The organism is Legionella santicrucis (assembly GCF_001468135.1).
Classification (GTDB): Bacteria; Pseudomonadota; Gammaproteobacteria; order Legionellales; family Legionellaceae; genus Legionella; species Legionella santicrucis.
Genome location: NZ_LNYU01000005.1, coordinates 1 through 23,425, shown reverse-complemented (window position 1 = coordinate 23,425; position 23,425 = coordinate 1). Strand labels below are relative to the sequence as shown.

Below are 23,425 nucleotides of genomic sequence, written 5' to 3'. Positions count from 1 at the left end.
AATCAGTTGTTTTAATGCATACTTTGTTTTAGCTTCTCTTCAACTAATTACGTTATTTAACTAAAAAACTCTTTACTTAATATTTTAAATTCGGGAGTTCCTGCCTTTTTTAGCCATTCAAAAAATACCATTTCAGAAGTAACCAAATGAACTCCTTCTTGTTTCATTCTTTTTAATCCATACTTCATATTTTGTTCACCACGACAGCTTACTGCATCAACGACTACAAAAACATCATATCCTTCACTTTTCATTTCTAGTGCAGTTTGCAAAACACAAACATGAGTTTCAATACCAATAAGGATGAGCTGTTTTTTTTGAAATTGCTTTAAGCGCTCTGTATATTTGGGCTCGCCCATACAGGAGAAGCACACTTTGTCGATGCATTCTTGTTGATTAAAATAAGGGTGAAATTGCTTAAGAGTTGAACCGAGTCCTTGTGGATATTGTTCACTAACCAGAACAGGAACGCCTAATCTTTGTGATAATTTGAGTAACCATTCACAGTGGTCTATCAATGCTTCACTATTATGTACAGCTGGTGTTAATTTTTCTTGTACATCAATTAATAATAAAAGCGAATCATCTTTATTTAATAACATCCCTATTCTCCCTAGTATAAAGTCATCATGCAGCAAGAAAAACTCGTATCATCTCGCTGCATTATATGACTTTCTTATTTAATGCAAGTTAATATAAAAATAAACATCATTTTTTATATTGAACTGATTTTATTTAGAGCTGGATCCCCTATAATTGCTACGCATTTTATGGGATAACGTTCGTTTAACGACGTAAGGCATGTAAATACCTTACGTCGAACTCACGTTATTTATGACTGAATTCCAGCTACATCAATTGTTCTCATTGTAACATCCATTTGTTTATTACCGCGCTGAATAGAAACCGTTACTCGTTCACCTACTTTGATTTCAGTGAGCATATTATATAAAACATCATAGTTTCGAACTGCATGACCATTCAAGGCAACAATAATATCACCTAATTCAATACGACCCCAAGCATCTTTGTGAGTACCACGTAAGTGGGCTTTACTTGCAGGGGTATTCGGTAAAACATCAGCAATGAGTATTCCTTTCTGTATTCCTAATCGATGGGAAATATTAGACGGAACGCTTTGAATACCGATTCCAGATAACACAACACGGCCATTTTTAATGATTTGTGTTACAACACGTTCAATATCATCAGCAGGGACAGCAAAGCCAATTCCGGCAGATGAGCCTGAATTAGAGTAAATCATAGTGTTCATACCAATTAATTGGCCTGCGCTATTTAACAATGGGCCACCTGAATTACCTGGGTTAATTGGTGTATCTGTTTGAATCATATTGTGAATCGTCACCCCACCAATTCCTGGAACTTTTCTACCTAATGCAGAAATAACTCCTTTAGATAAACTATGATCGAGACCAAAAGGATTACCTATTGCGATCGCTTTTTGTCCCACCATAAGATCATTAAAATGTACTATTTCAAATGGCTTAAACCCTTTAAGTAAGGCTAGTGCTTGTGGTGAATCAATCTTTAACACAGCAATATCTTTACGTGGCTCTGCGGCAACTACTTTTGCTGGTACAGTCAACTTGTCTAAAGTAACTGCTAACTTATCAGCTCCTTTTATCACATGATAATTTGTTACTATATAACCACTGTTATTCCAAACAATACCAGAACCTGCACCAGCTGGTATTTGCATTTTTTTTAAAGAATGATTGGTTACAGTTGCTAATCTGTGAACATAAACCACTTTAGGCGATGCCTCATGGAAGACTGTAACTGTGTTTTGCTCATCTGGAAGTAGTGAGTTTACGCTTAAACTGTATCCAGGAACCGTCAGAATGAAACATAAAATAAAAGAAATAAATCCCAAAAAACGATCTCTTGCCATTAATAAATCTCCTCCAATTAGCTCCAAATCTCGCATTTCCCCAAAATGCAGGAGGATTGTAATATATAACAACAAAAAAGTCACTAATTGACTTAGAAGAATAATTTTCACGCAAATGTTAATTGATATTTTTTGAAATAGATCCCTACTTTTACAGAGGTTGTTAACATGCATTCTCACCTGCTATGCCCGCGCTATATGCCTGATAGAACTTCACAAAATTGTGCCACTGAAGCTCCATGACTACCCGAACCATTTAAGCTCAGTCGTTAAGGCGTTATCTGAAGCTTAGCGACAACACTTCGCTCTTCTAGACTGAACGATCCAAGTAGCGAATGGATCAAAAGCATTTTTTTAGTTTTATCCCTCAGGATTTATTCGCGGTATCTGAACGCCGTGGATCTGTTTGAACTAATATTGGGTTCTTGCAAATGTATTAATTGAGTATGTATATCAATTGCGAAATACTGATTAAAAACTTGAAAAGAATCAATAACTGGCCATTGTTCAGACTCATCCAGTATATGCCTCATTGCAGTTGCAGATATTGAAAAAAAGTTTTTTTTGATAAACGGTTTTATTTCAGTCAAATTAGAGAAATTTCTAACTAAAACAGTTGTATTTTTTATTAACTGATTTAATTGTATTTTTTCGACAACATCTTGCAAACCTTCTTGCTTTTTTTCTGTGGAATTAATCGAATTCAGCAATGTTAAACGAGGTTGAATTAATAATAATTGACGTCCCTTTTCAATTGATGGTTCCATCAAAAGAATATGATGATGTAATTCAAATTTAAAACAACAAAGAAAATCAAAGAAATTTATATTTATTTCGTTTTGTACTTTATCTCCTAACCAACGAGAAATTTCATGATGAAACATAATTGGAAAATGTTTTTCTATTTGATCAAGAATGACTTTATCAGAATGGTGTTTTTCCAAAGCATATGCAGTATTATCAATTTGTAACAATCTTAAATCAGGTAATTTAATCCCGGGTAACTTTGACGTGAGAAATGATAAGAAGGCAGCCGTAGGTTTTAATACAACGATTTCATACTGACTCTGGCGCATATATCTCTCCTTGATTGGGTACTCATCCTAAATACAATAGGTCCTTATTTAACGTTAGTTTCGATTAAACGTTTGACTGAATATCTCGAACAAATCTCGATACAAACTGGATCTCATAAAAATTCTTATCTGAAACTGATGCTATTTAAAACGATAGACTATATATCGGCATTTTGCGAATCCTCTTTAATTTTTCTAGGGGTCATACAGCAGGATTTTCTATCCTTGATAGATTAAAAAAACGATAACCGCCTGTTGAACAATATGATCAAAATTAGAGCTATTTCATAAAGACCAATCTTTTGATATTCAAGGTAATAACAGTAAAATAGGCCTGAATTTGAGTGTTCTCTTGTTTTTTCTTTTTAAGGTAAATGAATTAAGAGAAACATTTACATCAAGCAAAATGCTATCATTCATCACACGGATACCATTTAATAAATTAGCTTTTTTACATTGCTCAATGGCCCCTAAAAACTGTCATGATTTCTGACATAGACATACCGCATTTTCTTCTTCTGGCTCGTTCAAAAATATTCAGCATGTGTTGCTCAAAACGTGGCAAAAATTTCCGACAAAAATCATCGAAAAAACAGTACAACTCTATTAATTTATCCACTTCAGACCCCTTGTTTTCTGTGCACTGTTTCGCAAAAACATAAATAAGCTCACAAAAGGTCTGATTTTTTCACTATATTATTTTTTTGCAACGTAATTCTTGAATGGTTTTGAAGCCTCCAGGATTCATAGTCGCAGCACGGTGGAGTACTGTATTGCCGTATTTATCTTGAATCATCACCGCCTCTAAGCGTTGATTTTCTGGATATAATGTAAGAATGGCCTTTAGGATTTTAGGATTATCAGCTGCCAGATGAAGTACTGTAGTGCCATGTCTGTTGTTTTGTGTTATTGCCTCTTCTTTTTGGGACAAGATTATTTGTGCGATACCAAAATCGTGATTGCTTAATGCGGCCATTAGTGGCATATTTTCCTCTGGATAACTAGCCACATTGACTTGAGCACCGTGTTTCAGGAGCACATCAAAAATGGCCTCATCTCCGTTCTCAGCCGCCCAAAATAAGGCGGTTTTCATGTGGGCATCAAAGGTTTCAAGACAAGCTTCGTGTTTCAGCAGATAGTTCACCATGGCTAAGTCCTTGTTTTGCACTGCGATGATAAGCGGTGTATTGTCATCATTATTTTTGATATCTACTTGCGCCTGCGCTGCAATCAATTGTTTGGCAATGTCGCGTCCAACTTCGTTTTTATCTTTGTAGAGCACTTTTTCAAGAGCACGGATTAAGGCGGTATTACCGTCTTTATCTTGAATATTGACATTAATGCCATGAGCAATGAGTTTTGCTGATGGTCTTCTTATCGGCGTTTAAGGTAGCAAGATGCAATGCACTTTGTCCCTTTTTGTTCATTGCATTAATCGCAGCACCTTGTCCCAGAGCGTCAAAAGCGATGATTCCTTGGTCTAATTGTTTACGGACTATTAATTTTATCCTCATATAGAACTTGAGTGAACTACTAGGACGGGCTTTATTGGGACTAAAAGACTTTCAGTAAGTTTGTTAACAAAAGAAAAATCGACATACTGATTCACTTTTCTTAAAAATGATCAACAGGTATCAATTCTTCAAATCCGATAGAGCTCTATTGGCTAATATTTCGTGCATACAAAATAATATAACTTATTGAAAATATGAAATTAGATCATTATCGACAGTTTGAGTAAAGTTTTTTCATGTTTTTCAACAGGCCGGATAAACTCTTTTAATGATTGACCTCAACCCTTACTTTTTTTACAGTACGTCAACAAGAAAACATCACAAAGAATCATTAAGAGTGAATAAACAAAAATTATATGAGCAATTTAGTAAACCGTTACTTCTTTGGTTTGCTCTTCATGGTCGTAAAAATCTACCATGGCAACATCCACGTACTCCTTATGGGGTTTGGATTTCCGAAATTATGCTGCAACAAACCCAAGTTCAAACGGTTATTCCCTATTTTGAACGTTTTATGCAACGCTTTCCCAATATTAGTGCCCTAGCACTCGCACATGAAGATGATGTGCTCTCTTTATGGTCAGGACTAGGATACTACAGCCGAGCTAGAAATCTTCACCAAACTGCAAAAATCATTTTGCAACATCATCAGGGAATATTCCCGAATGATTATAAATTATTAAATGAACTACCAGGAATTGGCCCTTCCACTGCAGCAGCTATTTTATCGCAAGCATTTAACAAGCCCGCAGCAATTTTGGATGGCAATGTGAAAAGAGTTTTAACCCGCTTTTTTAGGATAAAAGGCTATCCAGAACAAGCTCAAGTCAAAAAAACATTATGGGAACTGGCTGATTCCTGCATGTCTCAAGAAAACTGTGCTGACTATACCCAAGCAATTATGGACTTAGGAGCCACCTGTTGCACCACCAAAAATCCCCATTGCTCTAATTGCCCCTTGCAAAAAGATTGCCTTGCATTTAAGCATAAAGAGCAATATTTGTATCCTACAAAAAAAATTAAAAAATCAATACCAATCCAATTTCAGCAATTATTAGTTTTACACAATGAGCAAGGGCATATCTATTTAGAAAAACGTCCTCCGGTGGGATTATGGGGCGGTTTATGGTGTTTGCCAAGCATTGATACAGAAGAATGCCCCTTGGATTTTATCCGAGTAAACTATGATTTATCGGGTGAACATCCCCAACCATTACTTGCTTTTAAACATCGTTTTAGTCATTTCCATTTAGAAATTAATGCCCTAAGTATAAAAACCATATTTTTAGGCATGCAATTGTCCGAAAATCAAGGGCAATGGTTTGCAAAAGAACAATTAAATTCTCTAGGATTAGCTCAACCTACCCGCAAAATAATCTCTTATCACTACAATACATTTCAGAACTTATGAAGCATTATTTCAGCGCGAGACACTCAAAATAAAGGGACTCAATAAATAGGTGGGACGTGAGCAAATTACGTTCCATTTATTCGAAATCTCCATTTTTTATTGAGAGCCGTGATGTAGATTCAGTTTAACTCAAAGAACCGCCACGGGCTAAAATTTGAATTGCTTCTTTTGCATCAGGCTGGCCTAAATTGGCTGCAGCATTGATCCAGAACCAAGCTTTTTTACGATCTTCTACAACGCCTTTACCATAATAATACATATAACCTACTGCATATTGAGCATCAGGTTGGCCTTTTTCAGCCTCTGGTTTTAACCGGATAAACGCTTTGCGGTACTCTTCAACTCTAAAACTATCGATGCCATCTCGCAAATTAACGGCGCTGGATATAACACAAGCCCCAAGAGTAAAAACAAAAACAACAATAGTTAATAATTCCAATAAACGTCTCATAAATCCTTATCCTCTGTCAAAGGCTTTGCTGCTGGCTCAAAGATTAATTCATTTTTAGGTAAACTTAAACTCTCTAAAGTACCACGTCGATCCACTAAAATTCCAGTAGCCATAATACGCTTAATTACAGCGTCGCCTGGTACTGTATCACCAATTTTATAGTTTTTTTCCTCACCATTAGCAGAGCGTATTATTACTTGAGAATCATTTATTTTATTAGCAAATAAGATTCCGACCAACGTTACATTTAACATTGATTTTTTAATACTCGATAAATTATTAGAAACATAAACCCCAAATAATGAGGTATGCAATAGAGCATCGAAGGAGTTCTGTACCTTTGTTACTTGTACTTCATTTATTGTTTCAGATGGAGATTGAACATTTGAAGAAAAAAATAAAGTAGACCATTCACTAATGATCAATAAAGAAAAAAGAGAAATTAAAGCAATAATAACCCACTGTGCGTATTTTGCTGTTAACAAAGCAAGAAGATCAAATTTCATTGTCAAACGCCCTGATTAATAAAAAACCGAAGTCTGAATAAGCTACAACAAAAAACACACCTACTCATTAGAAAGGTAAACTTTTCTGTACATATAAGCCCCACTAGAATATCCTACATCAACTAGTCTGAAAAGATCGCTCTTCACAATACACGAAGAAGAATCAAGTTATCTAAAAAGGATAGATCTCAATGAAAAAAAACCATTTTGATACCCGTGCGATACATGCCGGCCAAGAACCTTGTCCAAGTACAGGTGCGGTGATGACTCCTATTTATGCTACATCCACATACAAACAAAGTGCTCCAGGCGAGCATCTAGGCTATGAGTATTCTCGTACACATAATCCCACCCGAGGAGCTTATGAAGGATGCATTGCTAGTTTGGAGTCAGGGGTACGTGGTTTTGCATTTGCCTCAGGAATGGCTGCAATTAATACAGTCATTGACTTGTTAGATGCTGGAGATCATGTTGTAGCCATGGATGACTTATATGGAGGAACTTTTCGCTTATTTGATAAAGTTAAAACACGTACATCAGGCTTATCTTTTTCATTTGTCGATATGTCGAACTCACAAAAAATAGAAGCAGCGATTACACCAAAAACACGCATGCTTTGGGTTGAAACTCCCTCTAATCCTATGCTAAAGCTCGCTAATTTACGTGAAATAGCATTAATCGCAAAAAAATATAATTTAATTGCTGTTGCAGACAACACCTTTGCAACCCCCTGGATTCAACGTCCTCTTGAACTAGGATTTGATATAGTTCTTCATTCTGCCACCAAATACCTTAATGGTCATTCTGATGTAGTCAGCGGAGTTGTAGTTGTCGGTGATGATCCAAACTTAGCAGACAAACTTGCTTTTCTCCATAACTCATGTGGAGGAATTGCTGGTCCATTTGATAGTTTTCTTGTTTTAAGAAGTTTAAAAACTCTATCCTTGCGAATGCAAAGACATTGCGAGAATGCTCATCATCTAGCAAATTGGCTCGATAGCCATCCCAAGGTAATTAAAGTCATTTATCCAGGGCTTGAAAGCCACCCACAATATAAACTTGCGAAAGAACAAATGCATGGCTTTGGAGGTATGATTTCCATGGTTATTGACGGCGGCCTAAATGCTGCTAAGCGATTTTTATCACGCTGTGAATTATTTACTTTGGCTGAAAGCCTTGGAGGTGTAGAAAGCTTGATTGAACATCCTGCGATTATGACCCATGCCTCAATCCCTCCAGAGCAACGAAAAACATTAGGAATAGAAGACGGATTTATTCGTCTTTCAGTAGGTATAGAACATTTAGATGATTTACAAGCTGATTTGAAATATGCGTTTGAAGATTGAAAATATTTAAACATAACTGCCATTGACTTAAAGAACTTGTTGTCAACCTTGTGAAAACCTTTAAATAATGGCAGTAAAGCGAACATCAGGTAATATTATACACAGGAAAAAAAGATGCACACGTTACAAACCCTAATTGAACAAGCATTTGAGCAACGCCAAACTTTATCTACTGATACAGCAACGCATGAACTCATCACCGCAATTAGTGAAGTACTTTCTTGCCTCGACAATGGCCAACTTCGTGTTGCAGAAAAAATAAATAACGAATGGGTTGTTCATCAGTGGATAAAAAAAGCCGTTCTCCTATCATTTAAACTGAATCCCAACCAAATCATTGATTCCGGTTTTTGTCAGTTTTATGACAAAGTACCTCTCAAATACAATAATTATACCGAAGAGCAATTTAAACAAACTGGGGTACGAGTAGTCCCTCATGCTATAGTCCGTAAAGGTGCCTACATTGCAAAAAGCTGTGTTTTGATGCCCTCTTATGTGAATGTAGGTGCTTATATTGATGAAGGGGTCATGGTAGATACTTGGGCAACTGTAGGTTCTTGTGCCCAAATTGGTAAAAATGTTCATCTTTCAGGTGGAGTGGGTATTGGTGGGGTTCTTGAACCCTTGCAAGCTAATCCTACAATAATTGAAGATAATTGTTTTATCGGTGCCCGCTCAGAAGTGGTTGAAGGAGTTATAGTAGAACGCAATTCAGTTTTATCTATGGGGGTTTACCTAGGACAAAGTACTAAAATATACAATCGACTCACCGGTGAAGTCACTTATGGACGAATCCCAGAAGGCTCAGTAGTTGTTGCAGGGAGTTTACCCAGTGACGATAAAAATTATAGTTTGTATTGCGCCGTCATCGTAAAGCAAGTAGATGAAAAAACAAGAGCGAAAGTGAGCATCAATGAATTACTGAGAGCCAATTAATATGACTCAATCCTCAGAAATTGTATCTTCTCATCGTCTTGAAGAATTACAAAAAATCTTAGACATACTTATTAGTTTTCCCTCGATTACCCCAGAAGATGCTGGATGTCAGGAGTTTATGATTCAATTTTTAGAGCAAGTCGGGTTTGTTTGCCAACGAATGAATCAAGGCCCTGTATCTAATTTTTTTGCATCCTACGGCGACACTGGTCCTCTTTTAGTCTTTGCCGGTCACACCGATGTAGTTCCAATTGGCGAAATTACAAAATGGTTGACCGATCCGTTTGTACTCGAAAATCGAGATGGACTGCTCTATGGACGAGGGGTAGCTGATATGAAGGGCAGTCTAGCGTGCATGCTCTTAATGGCCCAACGCTTTGTTAAAACATACCCCCAATTTCACGGAAGATTAGGCTTTCTGATAACAAGTGCTGAAGAGGGCGAAGATTATGATATGGGTACACCTTACGTGATGCAGCTTTTAGCAAATCAAGGTATTCATATTGATTACTGCGTCGTAGGTGAGCCTTCAAGTACTCATACCATTGGTGATGTCATTAAAATTGGCAGGCGTGGGTCACTGAGCGCAAAAATCAGTGTCCATGGGAAACAGGGACATGTCGCCTATCCTCATTTGGCAGATAACCCAATCCATAAAATGAGCCCTGTACTGACTAAGCTCACAACCACTGTATGGGATCAAGGCAATACCCATTTTCCACCTACCACCATGCAAATCACCCATATGTATTCTGGTGGCCACGCGGCAAACATCATCCCTGGTGAGCTGGTGTTGCATCTTAATTTCAGATATTCAACAGAACAGACCCATCATGCGTTAAAAGAAAAAGTGATGTCTACCTTTCAAGAATTTAATCTTAACCCAGTCATCGAATGGCGCCTCAGTGGTGAACCTTTTTTAACGGCTCATGGTACCTTACTCGAAAGTTGCAAAGAAGCAGTCACCGACATCACCGGAAATCCACCGGAGCTTTCTACAAGTGGAGGCACGTCAGATGGTCGTTTTATAGCGCCCTATGGTGTTGAAGTTATAGAGCTTGGGCTTGTAAATGCAACAATTCATCAAGTTAATGAACATATTTCCCTAAACCAATTAGAGCAATTAGAAGCTTTATATTTTTTAATTTGTGAAAAATTATTCATTAAGTAATTCTTTAGTCTATACTTTCAGAGAAATTAAGGAGTACAGGACAAAAGGGAGTAAAGACACCGGACCAACCACGCTAATTGGAACATTTTAATCCCCCCCTTTTAACAGAGTAATCTTTAATTCATTTTGAATATCACGCATAAAACCCCATTATTGGGGTTTAGTACAGGGAGAAACAAATATGAAAGGTTGCCAATTAAATCCTGTAGCTTTAGGCCTCGCATTTGGAGTTCTATGGGGTATATCCATATTCATTTTAGGATTGCTCGCTTATTATTATACTTATGGACATGCTTTTGTCTTGGCTGTCGGTTCGTTATACCCTGGTTATGCACCTTCAATCAAAGGCAGTATCTTGGGAGGAATTGTAGGTTTTATTGATGCGTTTATAGCTGGTTTTCTTATTGCCTGGCTCTATAATTTGTTCAGTTGCTGCAAATGCATCTGCTGTAATAAAAATAAAGATGAAATAGTGAAATAGCACTCACGTAGCCTGAAATTTTTCAGGCTACAAAAAACAAATCAACTGTGATTTTAAGATTATTTAGTTCACAACATGCCACGTGCCATCAGGCTGACGACATGCGCTACCACGTAATGTTTCTGTTTTTCCATCAATAACTGCTTTAGTAATATACTCACGGCAAGGCAAGCGCTCACGATAATAAGTACGGGTTGGTTGTACTGAATATCTGTATCCTGTATCAGGATTCGACCAATTTACCGCTTTACCTGTAGGAGCAGTTTCTAACGCGCGTTGCATTTCCATTCGATCTACCTTATCCATGGTTTTACCAATTTGGCCACCCAAGTAGGCACCAACAATGGCACCACCTGCTGCTGCAGCCATTCTTGCTGCTGATCCACCACCAAATTGACTTCCAATCAATCCACCGATAACGCCACCTGAAATAGTGCCTACGTCTTCATGAGTTACTGGTCCGCAACCCACCAAAAATAAAGACAATGATGCAACAGCTAGCTTTTTCATAACATATCACCATTTAAATAAGGTTACAAAATCGGTTCTCATTCTAACACCACGTTCAGTTATTATCCATAGTTATAAAGATCATCTCTGTATAAGATCTCAATAAGGAACACAACATCAATTGCTAATGCTACAATCTGCCATGGCGTACTCGCTCAGAAATTTGGCACAGCAATTCATAGCCTGATGTGCCCGCTGCTTGTGCAACTCGCTCAACTAAAATGTGCTTTCCCCAGAGCTCAACTGGTGCTCCAGGCCTAACCTCTGGATGATCCGTTAAATCTACAGCCAGCATATCCATTGATACTCGCCCTACGATAGGCACTTCCTTACCTTGGACCCACACTGGAGTATTTTCAGCAATATGTCGTGGATAACCATCCCCATAACCCGCAGCAACAATGCCAATAACAGAAGGTTTTTCACTTTTCCAAATACCACTGTATCCTACTGGAGCTAAAGGGGGATTATGATGCACTGCGCTGATTGCTGATACAAAGCGCATTACTGGTAGCAAACCCAGTTCTATCGCTGTCTGGCTGGCAAAAGGCGATACGCCATAAAGCATAATGCCAGGCCTCACCACATCTGCATGCGTTTGTGGAAAAGAAATAATAGCTGCTGAGTTAGCAACACTTCGTTGACTAAATCCGGCAACAGAAATATTCTCAAATAAGGAAATTTGCTGAAAATTTTCCATACGCTCTGGCTCATCCGCACACGCTAAATGAGTCATCAAACCAATATCTTTATCTACCCAAGGGCAAGTTTGTAATGCATCCATTACTTCGTGTAATTCTTGAGGTTTAAAGCCTAAACGGTGCATACCTGTATTGACCTTAACCCATAATTTAATAGGCTTACTTAAAGGGGTATTTAAAAGCCATTGTAATTGATGAGGTTGATGGATGACACATCCAAATTGATGTTGAGCCACTGTTTTAAATTCATCAGGGCTAAATACACCTTGAAAAAGAATACAAGGAGTACGACAGCCTATCTTATGGAGAATTAAAGCCTCCTCAATACAAGCAACCCCAAAAGCATCAACATGCCCTTCTAATACTGGGGCCACAACATGTACACCACAACCATAAGCATTTGCCTTGACCATCGCAATTATTTTCTTGCTTGGGGCAAACCGTCTTATTTGCTCTAAATTATGGAGTAAGGCACTTGGCTCTATTACCAATCTAGTAGGTCTTGACACTTCAATCTACTCCTTGATAACCAGTATAAGCTAAATCTTCAAAACGCGTGTATTTACCTATAAAGGCCACACGCACCTTACCAATAGGACCATTTCTTTGTTTAGCCACAATTATTTCTGCAGTACCTTTATCAGGACTGTCTTCATAATAAACTTCATCTCTATAAATAAAACAGATTAAATCAGCGTCTTGTTCGATTGCCCCTGATTCTCGCAAGTCAGACATAACTGGCCGTTTATCCGCACGTTGCTCCAAACTTCGGTTTAATTGAGATAAAGCAATTACAGGTACCTGCAATTCTTTAGCCAATGACTTAAGACTGCGGGAAATTTCAGAGATCTCTGCAGTTCTGTTATCTGCGCTAAATCCAGGTACTTTCATTAATTGCAAATAATCCACTACAATAAGTCCCAATGAACCATGTTCTTTAGCTAAACGTCTAGCACGAGCCCGCATTTCTCCAGGGCTTAAGGCTGGAGTATCATCGATAAACAAAGGCGCTTCTGAAAGCATGTGCACAGCTGAAGTGACTCGAGGCCAATCATCATCATCAAGTTTTCCAGTCCTAATTTTGTGCTGATCGATACGGCCTAATGAAGACATCATTCTCATGGCCAAAGAATCCGCAGGCATTTCCATAGAAAAAACCAGTACAGGTTTACCCGACTTAATTGCAGCATGTTCTGCCATATTCATCACTAAAGTAGTTTTACCCATGGAAGGGCGACCTGCAACAATGACTAAGTCAGATGGCTGTAATCCAGAAGTCATTTCATCTAAATCAGATAAACCCGTGGCCAAGCCAGTAATCGCATCTCCGCTGTGATAAAGTGCATCGATTTTTTCTACTGCACGGACCAAAATGGATTTTATGTTTTCAGGACCACCATCTCCTCCTGTTTGCTCACCTATTGCAAATACTTTAGTTTCAGCTAAATCGAGTAACTCAGGAACTTCTCTACCGCCAGGATTATATGCCGAATCAGCAATTTCTGTTGCTACGGCAATAAGTTGTCTTTGTACTGATTTTTCACGAACTATCTCAGCATAAGCCGATATGTTAGCAACACTTGGTGTATTATTAGCAAGTTCAAATAAATAGGCTTCGCCACCTGCGTCATCTAATTCATTATGTGATGTTAAGGCATCAAGTAAAGTGACTACGTCAAAAGGCTGATCTTTTTTTGCTAATGCAGAAATGGCTCGAAATAAAATCCGATGTTCCGTACGATAAAAATCAGTTTCGCAAAGCTTATGGCTAATTTTATCCCAAACCTGATTATCCAACATCAATCCACCTATAATGGATTGCTCCGCCTCCACTGAATGGGGTGGGCGTTTTAATGGATCAACCGTTTTTTTGGAATTTTGCAGCTCATACATGGCAATGATACAATGAAAATTAGAACAAAATGTATTGTAATGTTCTTTTAAAAAGATGTCATCCCGAATAAATGTTATTCGGGAGCAATTATCCTAGAATCTCAATATTGCTTATAACATAGCTCTATTCTTTATGCCAGACTTGAGTACGGCCTAATAAAGAAATTCCAATATACCCTCGAACCAAAAGTTCACTTCCTTGGGCAGTGAGCTTAGCACGATAAATTTTACCCGTTTTAGGATCCAAAATAGAGCCACCACTCCATTCATTATCCCCTTCTTTCTTTAATCCCCACATAAATCGAAGCCCTACTACTTTTTTCCCTTTAAAAGAGCCAGGACAATTTTCACAAATCCCAGTATCACCTGGTTGAGGATATACTTTATCAATAACACCACTTAACACCCCACCAGATTCAGTAATAGTAACAACCGCTCTCTTGGCGCCAGTTTTATCATCTACAGTAACCCAGTTACCAACTGGGGCTTGGGATGCAGCTAGTACCGCAGGGAAATAAAAAGTAGCAAGAACAAGACCACAAGCTCGCTTCCATAGGTTCATAATTTTCTCCATGTTTACAATCAGTTAATAGCTTATGCTATGAATAGAAACTATGCTAGTTTTTATTTAAATTTAACTTAATGGCATAAAGAATTGTTCAATATCTTTTTCACTTAGCGCTACTGCTTTTGCAGAATCAGGGGATAGTACGCTTTCCCCCAAGAGTCTTTTTTTCTCCTGCATCGTTAAAATAGCTTCTTCTACAGTACCCGCGGTAATTAATTTATAAACAAACACTGGATTTTCCTGGCCTATGCGGTGAGCTCTATCTGTAGCTTGAGCTTCAACAGCAGGATTCCACCATGGATCATACTGAATGACCGTATCTGCACGCGTTAAATTCAAACCCGTACCCCCGGCTTTTAAACTAATCAAAAATACAGGCGTATTGCCCTCTTGAAATTTATCTACCATTGCCTGTCGATGCTGCGTTTGGCCTGTTAACTTCAAATAATCATATTGACGGGTGCGTAATTCCTCTTCAATTAATTGCAACATGGAGGTAAATTGTGAAAAGACTAAAACTCGTCGACCTTCACCAATTAAATTATCCAACAAATCCATTAATACTTCGAGTTTTGCAGAAGTACCATGAGCTATAGCTGCTTCTGGCAAAGACAACAATCTAGGATCACAGCAAACTTGCCGCAATTTAAGTAGCGCATCAAGTAAAAGAATATGACTTTTACCTAATCCTTGTTTTGCAATCGCATCACGGACCTTTTTTTCCATGCTCATACGTATCGCTTCGTAAAGATCGCGCTGTGCTCCAATAAGTTCTATGGTATGAGTCATTTCCGTTTTTGGTGGCAATTCTCTAGCAACCTGATTTTTTGTTCTTCTTAGAATAAAAGGTTGTACACGCTTTGTGAGAATTTCACGTCTTTCTCTATCAGCATATTTTTCAATAGGAGTTCTAAACCAAAGCCTAAACTGCTTGGCATCACCTAATAAACCAGGCATTAAAAAATGGAATAATGACCATAATTCGCCTAAATGGTTCTCTAAAGGTGTACCTGTTAGACATAAACGATGAGTAGCACGCAATTGTTGAATAATTTGGGTTGTTTTGGTACGCGCATTTTTGATAAATTGGGCTTCATCCAAAATGAGATAATAAAAAGAATAACTTACAAATTTTTCCTTATCACGTTGAATTAATCCATATGTGGAAATCACTAAATCATAATCATCAAAATTATCCTGATGCCGTTCAGAGCCATGATGGATTAAAACATTTAATTGGGGAGTAAACCGTTTTGCTTCGACCAACCAATTACCTACAAGACTTGTTGGTGCAACGATTAATGTAGCTGATTGAGTACGTCCTTGTTCCTTTTCATAGAGCAAATGTGCCAAAGTTTGTACTGTTTTACCTAATCCCATATCATCTGCCAGAATACCATTAAAATGGCTGCTGCGTAAAAACTGCAACCAACTTACCCCATAACGTTGATAATCTCTTAATTGTGCTTGTAATCCCAAAGGAGCTTGTATCTCGGGGATATTGCTTGATAGGGTTAGTTGTCTTATTTGTTCTCTTAGTGTCTCTGCGCCTTGCCAACGAGTTTTAATTGCTGCAATAGCCAATTCAGCCTCACGCATCAAAATTAATTGATATTTATTAAGAGAAACACTTTGATTTACATCAAAATGGCGCAAACCAAATTGCAATAATAACCGAACTAATGGTTTAATTCGTCCCATTTCCAGCTGCAGCGCACGACCATCTTGCAAAGGAAGCTTTACCAACTGATCATCAGAAAGATTATCCAAACTATTGGCACTATAACGCTGAATTAAATCAGCAATTAAAGGCACAATGCTAACTTGTTTGCCTTCAACTAAAATTCCTAATTGATATGAAAAAAAATCAGTGGTGCTTTCTTGAAGATCGGAATACCACTCTACGTCATCAGCACTAACAATTTCCTGATACAAAGAACCAATACACTCTACTCGCCAACCTCTTTCTTTTAGATCTGGAATTGATTGACTACGAAGAAACTCTAAGTCTGCTAAAACATTAATATTTTGAATAATAAAATCTACTTTCTTTACTTTGTCCCATTGTTCATATTCCCAGACTCTAGGTACCCTTAGGTCTAATATAGACTGGACTTCATCCCATTTTAATTTTTCAAAATCTTTATCTCGTAGATATTGAATTAAAACACCTTCCTGCTGATGCACAACTGCATCACTTTGATCTGAACCAGGAATTATTAAACCCGCGTAATCAAAAACAATATGTACTGTAAATAAAGCATGTAATTCTTCTTCGGTATCATAGAGCCAAGAGGATTCTTCATCAAATTCACTAACAGTATCAAGAATCAGCACCGGTATAGGAATAACTTGACGTACCTCCCGTTGTTTAAAAACTTGGGGCACAGGAAACTCAGGACAAGTATGAACCATTTTAGTTGCTAACAATTCAGCCTGCTCCAGCGGAATTGAGGGGGCTTCCAATAAATAACTCAATTGTTTTATGGGATAGGAAGTAATTAAACACCCTATTTTGGCTTCCGAATAATTAAAATACCAACTGTTATCAAGTAATAAAGGCTTAAACACCATCTCTTCATGCATTAATAATAAATTTTGACTCCCATTATGAGACAACACCCATTGACAAGTACCTCTAATGGATTCGCCTAAGTGAATTGCTTTATTTGGATTTTGTATAAAAAAAGCCCTTCCAGTGGATATAATTCGTTCAAGTAACTCACTATTACGGATACTTAAAGAGTCAAACCAGCCTGAAACACCACATTTAAATAGCAATAGAGCCACAAGATCATTATCATCACCAATAAAATGCTGTTTTTTGGAATCAGAAAGACTATTAAACGTGATCATTTTTCCATAACCACCACGTTTTAATAATTTAGCTAAAGCTAATTTAATGACAACTCGATGTTCATAACCATCAAGCTTTAGATCAATAAGATAAACTAAATGATGCGTCGCTTCTTGGGTTTTAACGGTTGCGTCTTCTTGAGCGCGTAAATTTTTTAACCAACTATCCAATCTTTTATTTAGCTTATTTGCAGGCAAAGACTGGGAGTTGCTTTTTTCTCTATCTCGTAATGCCAATAGACAGGCTGCGGCATGTTTGCAATTATATTGATACGTACAAGTGCAATGAGCTAATTTTTTCGGCCAGGTTTTTAAATCCATATGAACATCATAAATCTGGCTTGCACTGCCCTTAACTCGTCCTTTAAGCAAACCATCGCTGAATCGAATATTAAGCACATGCCCTTTTTCAAAATATTCTTGCCCACGCAATAATATTTTAGCCTCAAAAACATCTGGCATTGTTGATAGTGCTTCATTTAACATAAAATGTATTTATTACTCGACCAAGGATCTATTTTAATGTGAATTTCTTATAAAAATAAGTGCTTTTTATAATGAATTGCTTTTGTTTGGAAAATTATTGCGCAAAATAAATATAGCTTATACAGCATCATATTCGTTTAACATCATAAAGAGACATTTATTTTAGTCAATTTTTAAATTAATTAACAATTTAATCTTTTAATTAATAATACTTTGTATTAATTTATCGCACTTTGATTCCATTAGAGTATATATCATGCAAAATAAGCTTACAGTTTTAATGGCACAAATTAATCCTACTGTAGGGGCATTAACATCCAATAGAGATCAAATCATTGAGATTATCAAAAACCAACAACTTAATCATGATATCATAATCTTTCCTGAACTCGCATTAACCGGGTACCCTCCAGAAGATTTACTTTTTCGTAAAGAATTTCAACAAAAAGTTAATGAAAACTTACAACTAATTCAGGCTGTAACCGAAGATTGCTATGTCCTTGTAGGACATCCATCTCAAGAAAAACAACACCGATATAATAGCGTAAGTATCTTTTATCAAGCGCAAAAAATTGCTGAGTATCACAAACAAAATTTACCGAACTATGCAATCTTTGATGAGGCTCGTTATTTCACTCCAGGTAAAAAAAATCCATGTATCTTGGAAATCAACCATTACAAAGTAGGAATTATCATATGCGAAGATTTATGGCAACCAGGCCCAGCAGAAGATTTAATTGAACATGGCATTTCGGTTCTACTCATTTTAAACGCATCCCCATTTGATTACAGTAAATATCCAAAAAGGGAAGCTCTATTAAAATCTTATGCAAAACGAGGCATATCAATTGTATATGTAAATCAAGTTGGTGGCCAAGACGAACTTCTTTTCGATGGGCAATCAACTGCTATAGACTCCCAAGGAAGAATTAGTGCGCGCGCAGCAGCATTTAAAGAAAATTTATCTACTGTTGAAATACAAGGAAATCAAATCAAAGGACTTGTACCGCCCTTGCTTGAAAACGAAGCTTTACTCTATGAAGCATTGGTTTGCGGTACTCGCGATTATGTTAATAAAAATCATTTCCCAGGTGTTTTAATCGGACTTTCGGGAGGGATTGACTCTGCTTTAACATTAGCAATTGCCGTAGATGCCTTAGGTGCAGATCGAGTTCATGCCGTACTCATGCCTTCGCGATATACAGCGCAAATGAGCAATGAAGATGCTTTAACACAAATTAAATATTTAAAAGTATCTCATTCTATACTTTCTATTGAATCAGCATTTGAAGCACTAATAGCTACCCTTGAACCTCTATTTATAGGATTAACACCTGATACTACAGAAGAAAATATACAAGCAAGAATTCGCGGGTTATTGATCATGGCACTATCTAATAAAACAGGTAAAATGGTGCTTACAACTTCTAATAAAAGCGAATCTGCAGTCGGTTATGCTACTTTATATGGAGATATGGCTGGTGGTTTTGCTGTACTAAAAGATGTGCTTAAAACCCAAGTTTATGCCTTGGCACGCTATCGCAATACCCTTTCTACTGTTATTCCCGAGCGCGTTTTGACCCGAGCACCTTCTGCGGAACTAAGGCCCGATCAAACCGATCAAGACAGTTTACCTGAATACGCGGTACTCGATGCAATCATTGTTGGATACATGGAGCAAAATTTAAGTCCAGAAGAAATCATTCAACAAGGATTTGCGCCTGAAACAGTAGCAAAAGTAATTCAACTGATTAAACATAATGAATACAAACGTCGTCAATCTCCACCTGGAATTAAAATAAGCCCAAGAGCTTTTGGCAAAGATTGGCGTTATCCAATAACCAATGGCTTTAAAAATCAATAAACAGTACTAATAACATAGCGTGCTATCGCACGCAAATTTGTTTCAATTTTAGAGGCTTTACTCTGATGTTTATTTCAATGTGTTATCAAAGGATTGAGTTACCTCCTCAACGTCACCCGCCACTTCGCTTTGTTTTTGCCAAAACATTGGTAACTGGGAAAGCGCTGCATATCGTTCTGGTTTCAGCTTTTTAGGAGGATTCTGAATAGCAAGTGACTCATTAGCAGGATCAGAAATAGAGGGAGCTTTCTCTGCTATTTTTTTTACTCTGTCTTCCAAATGAAGTCTTACTTTATCAAATAAGTTTAAATCTAATCTGCCAATATGCTCGTCCTGTGTATGCTCGTCTTTTGGGCTTTGCTTTTTTAGTACTTTCTCAAGCATTTTATTCATATGTTTTAATTTGGAGACAGAAAAAGGTTGTGTTGTTTTGATATGCAGCAAATTAGCTTTTAATTGTAATTTATCTGCTTGATTCAATGGCACTTCATGAGCAGCCAACCAAGAACCCAGTTTAGGATAATTAGCCAAATCAATTTTATTTGGAACCCCTATACTATTAATCCACCAAAGACTAGTTTCCTTTTCTGTATGATGTAAAACAAAAGTTGATGCAACTCCATTTGTTATCAGATTTTCATTGGTCAAAGGTGCATGTGAATTTTTATCCTCGGGATTGATAATTACTTGAATTTTAGAAAGATAGTGATCTCGAGCTTTAATACATTCTTTTTTGATTTGTTTTAAACTAACTGAACTGAGCTTTTCAATATTGGGCTTCTCCAATGTAGCAAGCTTCAGAATTAACTCATTGCCTAGAGAAAGTGGGTAAGTTTCACCATTTCCATCAACCCAAGACAAATGCCATAAATCATTTTTAAAACTCAAGGCAAAGACTGTTTTATCTTGCTGTTTGAATAGTGTTTCTTTTGCAATAGTTAAGTCATTAAAAATTAATATATTCTCAGTTGATTGGCGTTCATTTTGACGCATTGACTCTCGTTCAAGCTCTCGAGCCTTAATTGTTTCTAATGTAGATTTATATTGAAACATAAAACTATCAATTTGTTTAATGACTAAATCTTTAAGTTCAAGAATAAATGAATGAACAAATGGCTCGCCTATAGAAGCATAGTCAGGAACAGCATCAATTAATTCTAAAAAAAGCAAGTAATTATATGAACCTATCTTCCACTCACCATCACTGATTATCAGTTTAAATTCTTGCAACCGAGTATAAGCGTCTGGAAAGTTCTGCATTACATTGATTGATTGATCTACTTTTTCACCACGAGTGCGAGTATATTGATAAAACCACCCTGTTAGCCAGGATTTGATAGGACGTTCATATTTTTCTTCTGCTCTTTTTGCGATAGCAACAATTTTTTTTCGTCCTTCCTCTGATTCGTTTGCAATTATAGCTAACACTTGATCAACAAATTCTTTAGATATTTCAAATGGTTTTTTTTTTTGCATTTTTTGAAACTCCCTTTTCATGATGCAAAATCATCATTACATTAATGTTTATTTTATACAAGTAGAAAATTATTGTGCTAAATTGATCGCATAAATCTAGAACCATCAATTTTTCTTCATTATGCATTTTTAGCTTTTAATAATTATCTTTTTTTCTCAATTACTCTCTTCCATGAGCTCTTTGCCCAAAATTTTATCTTTTAAAGATGAGGCCATCATTAAGGTTAGAACAAAATACTATGCCTCTCATTAATCTATTAAAATTTTTAAAATTTAAAAATAACAAATTGAAGTATAGACAGGGTTTGAGATCTTGCCACTACAAATACAACACTCTTTTAAAAAATATGTGCTTCTGATATTGCAAATTTAAAGTAACACGTTAACATGATTCGACAAAAAAATAATAACGAAGGGATGTTATGAAATTAGCATTATTTTCTACCGCTTTATTAGCTAGCGGTCTTGTTTCAGCTGCAACTCCAGTCAATGGATGGTATTCTAGCGTCTTTGGTGGTTATGCATATATACCTGGATATACTTCTCGGTTTGATTCTGGATTTTTCTTTTCGGATACGGCTTATCGAAATGGTTTTAATGTAGGTGGTCGCTTAGGATATCAAAGTAATCCCCTCCGCTACGAAATTGAATATACATATCTCCAAGCGGATACCAAAAAATTTGATGTTTTTCTTATTCCTCAAACCGGTGTTTCGGGTAATACTCATGCAAACATTGGTATGGCCAATATTTATTATGATTTCGCAGATGTTATTCTACCTACAATTTCCCCCTTTCTTGGTGTCGGTATTGGCTATGCCTATATTCAAAACTCTTTAGAAAGTACTGGTCCATTTGATGCCATCTTTTTTAAACAAAATAATGGTGTTTTTGCCTATCAAGGTACTGCTGGATTGACCTATAACTTTTCAGAAAATTTTGCCTTAAATGCCTCATACCGTTATTTAGCAACAAGTTCTTCGGATACATTTGGCAAAACATTCCAATCTCAAATGGGTGATGTGGGTATCGTTTATCGCTTTGAGCAATGCGATTACAAGTAGTTGTCTTTTGTTTAAAGTTTCCGTAATTGGGCACGGGGGAGGCAAATATTGGCCTAACGGATAGGTTTGAGCTCAGGTTGAACGAAAAATATCCCAAGAAAGCATAGGTGGCTATCTGAGCATTGTAAGTGTTCACGCCTCATGCACCGAAAGGCTGCATTTGGCGCAGGCTATGCTGCAAGATAAAATTTCTAGCAATTTTATTGGTAATCGTTCAGGCCTCTTGTCATCTAACTATAATGTTTTGATTTCAAATTGACTTATAAATTATGTTACGATACTGACTTTTTAAAATGAGCCATACAACAGAAATAATGACTTTAAATTATCTTGTATGCAAGCCCCGAGCTTTTCCCTGTGGTTTATATTACACTCCCTAGCGTTGTTTATAATTTTTAATTTGCGTGCAATATTTAACAATATTCCCTGGCTCACTCATAAATCAAATAGAGAACCGTTATGTATAAAAAAATTTTCAAAAAAGACCAGCCTGTGTCACCATCGAGCACCCAACAGATGCTCACCTTTTTTTCAGAGAACGAAATTGACTCTGGGGAGCAAGCACTCAGGGAACTCGAAAAAAGAGAGAGAACTATTCGTGAAATAGAAAGAAAAATAATAGATATTAATCAATTATTCGTCGATGTTGCAGAATTGGTTAAAGACCAAGGCTCACTTGTTAATAATATAGAACTCAGTATAGAAGGAGCTAAGGAAGAAACTGCGAAAGGAGTGATAGAATTAGAAAAAGCTAAAAAAACTCAAGCATCGACCTTGTGTTATTTGATGTAGGGGTTGAGACCTATTATTTATCCTGAAAAAAAGCTTACTTGAGCTTTCTCTCAAGTAAGCTTTGGGAAATGTAATAAACAAATTACACATTGGCTTTCCATGATGAAAATAGCTTATTTAGTTCTCGGCTCTAATTATGAGTAAACGTTCACGCCCCTTGAAAAGGAGCGTCTAAGTTTTGATGAGTTACAACCCAGTTCTGAGGAACATTCATAATTAAATCCCAAGACATCTTTGTGTTATTGTTTACAAATCGCCACAACAGAAAAGATAGGCTCAATAAAACGACTACCTCGTTCTGATTGAGTTCCAAACGTTAGTTTTTTAGTAATAGGTCACTGGTGATTAGCAAAAACCAAAGATTTTTTCCCGGAGAAATGATCCATCAAAATCTGCGAGCAAACATCAAAG

General features: G+C 36.9%; 21 protein-coding genes. 8 read left to right on the top strand and 13 right to left on the bottom strand.

Features of this window, described 5'->3' with window-relative positions:
• Window positions 1–56: 56 nt before the first annotated feature.
• The 5 genes from Lsan_RS00970 to Lsan_RS21905 all read right to left on the bottom strand — a co-directional run bounded on the left by Lsan_RS00970 (window position 57) and on the right by Lsan_RS21905 (window position 4,502).
• A complete protein-coding gene (locus tag Lsan_RS00970) occupies window positions 57–602 on the bottom strand; it encodes a hydrolase (RefSeq protein WP_058512675.1) in 546 nt (181 codons plus the stop codon).
• Window positions 603–832: 230 nt separating this feature from the next.
• Complete coding sequence (locus Lsan_RS00965; protein WP_058512719.1) at window positions 833–1,912, bottom strand: S1C family serine protease; 1,080 nt, start codon at window positions 1,910–1,912, stop codon at window positions 833–835.
• Window positions 1,913–2,286: 374 nt separating this feature from the next.
• Complete coding sequence (locus Lsan_RS00960; protein WP_058512674.1) at window positions 2,287–2,988, bottom strand: hypothetical protein; 702 nt, start codon at window positions 2,986–2,988, stop codon at window positions 2,287–2,289.
• A gap of 691 nt (window positions 2,989–3,679) precedes the next feature.
• Window positions 3,680–4,270, bottom strand: a complete 591-nt coding sequence (locus tag Lsan_RS00955; protein WP_058512673.1) for an ankyrin repeat domain-containing protein — start codon at window positions 4,268–4,270, stop codon at window positions 3,680–3,682.
• A gap of 55 nt (window positions 4,271–4,325) precedes the next feature.
• Window positions 4,326–4,502: a hypothetical protein gene (locus Lsan_RS21905; protein WP_157068278.1), complete on the bottom strand. Its 177-nt coding sequence runs from the start codon at window positions 4,500–4,502 to the stop codon at window positions 4,326–4,328.
• A 337-nt stretch (window positions 4,503–4,839) separates the two neighbouring features.
• On the opposite strand from Lsan_RS21905, the gene mutY reads away from it, so the two are divergent.
• Window positions 4,840–5,913 (top strand): A/G-specific adenine glycosylase, encoded by a 1,074-nt coding sequence (mutY, locus tag Lsan_RS00950; RefSeq protein WP_058512672.1) that lies wholly within the window; start codon window positions 4,840–4,842, stop codon window positions 5,911–5,913.
• Window positions 5,914–6,037: 124 nt separating this feature from the next.
• Here the strand turns inward: mutY and Lsan_RS00945 are convergent, their stop codons facing one another.
• Complete coding sequence (locus tag Lsan_RS00945) at window positions 6,038–6,364, bottom strand: tetratricopeptide repeat protein (RefSeq protein WP_058512671.1); 327 nt, start codon at window positions 6,362–6,364, stop codon at window positions 6,038–6,040.
• Window positions 6,361–6,870, bottom strand: coding sequence for a type II secretion system protein N (locus Lsan_RS00940; RefSeq protein ID WP_058512670.1), 510 nt, complete (start codon window positions 6,868–6,870; stop codon window positions 6,361–6,363). Before Lsan_RS00940 ends, Lsan_RS00945 begins: the two co-directional genes overlap by 4 nt.
• A 191-nt stretch (window positions 6,871–7,061) precedes the next feature.
• Here Lsan_RS00940 and Lsan_RS00935 point away from each other — a divergent pair, with 191 nt between their 5' ends.
• The 4 genes from Lsan_RS00935 to Lsan_RS00920 all read left to right on the top strand — a co-directional run bounded on the left by Lsan_RS00935 (window position 7,062) and on the right by Lsan_RS00920 (window position 10,804).
• Window positions 7,062–8,216 carry a trans-sulfuration enzyme family protein gene (locus tag Lsan_RS00935; protein ID WP_058512669.1) on the top strand — a complete coding sequence of 385 codons (1,155 nt, stop codon included), beginning with the start codon at window positions 7,062–7,064 and terminating at the stop codon, window positions 8,214–8,216.
• A 114-nt stretch (window positions 8,217–8,330) separates the two neighbouring features.
• Complete coding sequence (gene dapD / locus Lsan_RS00930) at window positions 8,331–9,152, top strand: 2,3,4,5-tetrahydropyridine-2,6-dicarboxylate N-succinyltransferase (RefSeq protein ID WP_058512668.1); 822 nt, start codon at window positions 8,331–8,333, stop codon at window positions 9,150–9,152.
• A gap of 1 nt (window position 9,153) precedes the next feature.
• Window positions 9,154–10,323 carry a succinyl-diaminopimelate desuccinylase gene (gene dapE, locus Lsan_RS00925; RefSeq protein ID WP_058512667.1) on the top strand — a complete coding sequence of 390 codons (1,170 nt, stop codon included), beginning with the start codon at window positions 9,154–9,156 and terminating at the stop codon, window positions 10,321–10,323.
• Between the two features lie 181 nt (window positions 10,324–10,504).
• Window positions 10,505–10,804, top strand: a complete 300-nt coding sequence (locus Lsan_RS00920) for a bacteriophage holin (RefSeq protein ID WP_058512666.1) — start codon at window positions 10,505–10,507, stop codon at window positions 10,802–10,804.
• Window positions 10,805–10,867: 63 nt separating this feature from the next.
• Here the strand turns inward: Lsan_RS00920 and Lsan_RS00915 are convergent, their stop codons facing one another.
• From Lsan_RS00915 to Lsan_RS00895, 5 genes are all read right to left on the bottom strand, one after another.
• Window positions 10,868–11,314, bottom strand: a complete 447-nt coding sequence (locus tag Lsan_RS00915) for an RT0821/Lpp0805 family surface protein (RefSeq protein ID WP_003632521.1) — start codon at window positions 11,312–11,314, stop codon at window positions 10,868–10,870.
• 130 nt (window positions 11,315–11,444) lie between these two features.
• The gene (gene alr, locus Lsan_RS00910) at window positions 11,445–12,524 is read right to left on the bottom strand and encodes an alanine racemase (protein ID WP_058512665.1); all 1,080 of its coding nucleotides are present in this window, start codon (window positions 12,522–12,524) and stop codon (window positions 11,445–11,447) included.
• A gap of 1 nt (window position 12,525) precedes the next feature.
• Window positions 12,526–13,908: a replicative DNA helicase gene (dnaB, locus tag Lsan_RS00905; RefSeq protein ID WP_058512664.1), complete on the bottom strand. Its 1,383-nt coding sequence runs from the start codon at window positions 13,906–13,908 to the stop codon at window positions 12,526–12,528.
• Window positions 13,909–14,032: 124 nt separating this feature from the next.
• On the bottom strand, window positions 14,033–14,470 hold the full coding sequence (locus Lsan_RS00900; RefSeq protein WP_058512663.1) for a DUF2147 domain-containing protein: 438 nt from the start codon (window positions 14,468–14,470) through the stop codon (window positions 14,033–14,035).
• 72 nt (window positions 14,471–14,542) lie between these two features.
• Entirely contained in the window at window positions 14,543–17,818 is a 3,276-nt protein-coding gene (locus Lsan_RS00895) for a DEAD/DEAH box helicase (protein WP_058512662.1), read from the bottom strand.
• 256 nt (window positions 17,819–18,074) lie between these two features.
• Here Lsan_RS00895 and Lsan_RS00890 point away from each other — a divergent pair, with 256 nt between their 5' ends.
• Complete coding sequence (locus Lsan_RS00890) at window positions 18,075–19,682, top strand: NAD+ synthase (RefSeq protein ID WP_058512661.1); 1,608 nt, start codon at window positions 18,075–18,077, stop codon at window positions 19,680–19,682.
• 69 nt (window positions 19,683–19,751) lie between these two features.
• Here Lsan_RS00890 and Lsan_RS00885 read toward each other — a convergent pair whose 3' ends face one another.
• Entirely contained in the window at window positions 19,752–21,158 is a 1,407-nt protein-coding gene (locus Lsan_RS00885; RefSeq protein ID WP_058512660.1) for a hypothetical protein, read from the bottom strand.
• A gap of 422 nt (window positions 21,159–21,580) precedes the next feature.
• Between Lsan_RS00885 and Lsan_RS00880 the strand changes: the two genes are divergently transcribed.
• Together Lsan_RS00880 and Lsan_RS00875 are read left to right on the top strand one after the other, a co-directional pair.
• A complete protein-coding gene (locus Lsan_RS00880) occupies window positions 21,581–22,222 on the top strand; it encodes an outer membrane protein (RefSeq protein WP_058512659.1) in 642 nt (213 codons plus the stop codon).
• A gap of 459 nt (window positions 22,223–22,681) precedes the next feature.
• Window positions 22,682–23,014 carry an SNARE domain-containing protein gene (locus Lsan_RS00875; protein ID WP_058512658.1) on the top strand — a complete coding sequence of 111 codons (333 nt, stop codon included), beginning with the start codon at window positions 22,682–22,684 and terminating at the stop codon, window positions 23,012–23,014.
• Window positions 23,015–23,425: the final 411 nt, after the last annotated feature.